1 protein-coding gene is annotated in these 1520 nt (G+C 39.9%); it reads left to right on the top strand.

Features of this window, described 5'->3' with window-relative positions; all coding sequences use genetic code 11:
- Window positions 1-1239: sodium-dependent transporter (locus L654_RS0111625; RefSeq protein ID WP_024608105.1), on the top strand; the 1239-nt coding region annotated here is incomplete at its 5' end.
- Window positions 1240-1520 lie beyond the last annotated feature (281 nt).

The following is a 1520-nucleotide window of genomic DNA, read 5'->3' as shown; positions in this document are numbered from 1 at the left end:
GGTGCTGCATTTTTAGTCGCATACTTAGTGCTTGCGTTCTTTTTAGCCTACCCCGCTTTAATGGCTGAACTTATGATTGGTCGTCATGGCCAAGCAAACGCGGTTTCATCACTTCAAAAAATATCTAATAAGCCATGGCAAAAACACTTTGCCTTTATTGTTGGTTTTGGCGGTATTTTATGTGCTGGCTTTATATTAAGTTTTTACGCGATTGTTGCCGGTTGGATGCTCAGCGCTACAGCTGAACCCATAGCTACTCTTGTCGGTGCCGACACAGCATCGACATGGTTAAGTGAGCAATCACTTACCCGAAACACCATATTCACTCTCGTCTTTATCGTACTAACTGTCGCTATTATCAGTAGAGGCGTTGAGAACGGTATTGAAAAATGGTCAAAACGTTTAATGCCCGCTCTTTTGGGGATTTTATTTGCACTTATTGCTTATGTAATGACCCAAGATGGCGCAATGGAGGGTTTAAAGGCTTACTTAGTTCCTGATTTTTCGTCTATTTTTGACGCAAAACTATTAGTTAGCGCACTAGGACAAGCTTTTTTCTCTTTATCGCTAGGTACTAGCGTAATGATTATTTACGGCTCGTACATTAGCAAAAAAGAAAATCTTGTTTCTTTAGGTGCCTATGTAACCCTTATTGATGTATTTATAGCCTTTGTAGCGGGTTTACTGATTATTCCGGCTATGTATGTAGCGCAAGCTCAAGGCGTTGAAATATTCTCGGCCTCAACAGGTAAATTACTCTCTGAAGATACGTTAGTGTTTCAAGTACTCCCTGCTTTATTTGATGGAATGGGCGAAGTTGGCTTATTTGTGGGCTTTTCATTTTTTGCGTTAATGAGTATTGCCGCTTTAACGTCATCTATTTCAATGTTAGAGGCGCCAGTATCATACACTGTAGAACGCTTTGGGATGAAACGCGTTCAGGCAACCTGGTTGATTGGAGCTTTAATTGCTATCGTTAGCATTATAATTGTGTGTAACCTTAGCAGCTTATTTGGCTTAGTGATTACTTTAACTACAAAAGTAGCTCAACCTTTGCTTGGCCTGATGTGTTGTATATTTGTAGGCTGGATTTGGTACAGAAGCTCATTACTTAAAGCAATTAAAGAAGGTAATCCTGAGGTCCATAACACATTGTTTTGGAAAATATGGCCTTGGTATACCAAGTTTGTGTGTCCACTTGCTATTGGTATGGTATTTTTACACTCACTCTTGAGCTAAATAATACCTTAACCTTAAAATAGTCTTAAATTAAAATAGCCCACATTAGTGGGCTTTTTTATAGCTGCTTAAATTGGATTTATTTAGTGACGCGGATTCAAACCTGAAGTGCATAACGTTTAGGCGGCTTTAGCCGCCAAGTGATCCTGCATCAATTTTGCAGGCGTTTCAAATCCAAGTGTCTTCCTCGGACGATTATTAAGTTGCTCAAGTACTGGTATAACTTGCGCTGGTGTTACCGCCTTAAAATCTGTGCTCTTCGGCCAATACTGGCGTAGTAA

It is taken from the genome of Pseudoalteromonas sp. TAB23, assembly GCF_000498075.1.
In the GTDB taxonomy this organism is placed as follows: Bacteria; Pseudomonadota; Gammaproteobacteria; order Enterobacterales; family Alteromonadaceae; genus Pseudoalteromonas; species Pseudoalteromonas arctica.
Note: the sequence above shows the minus strand (reverse complement) of the source record. Positions and strands in the feature narration are given on the sequence as shown.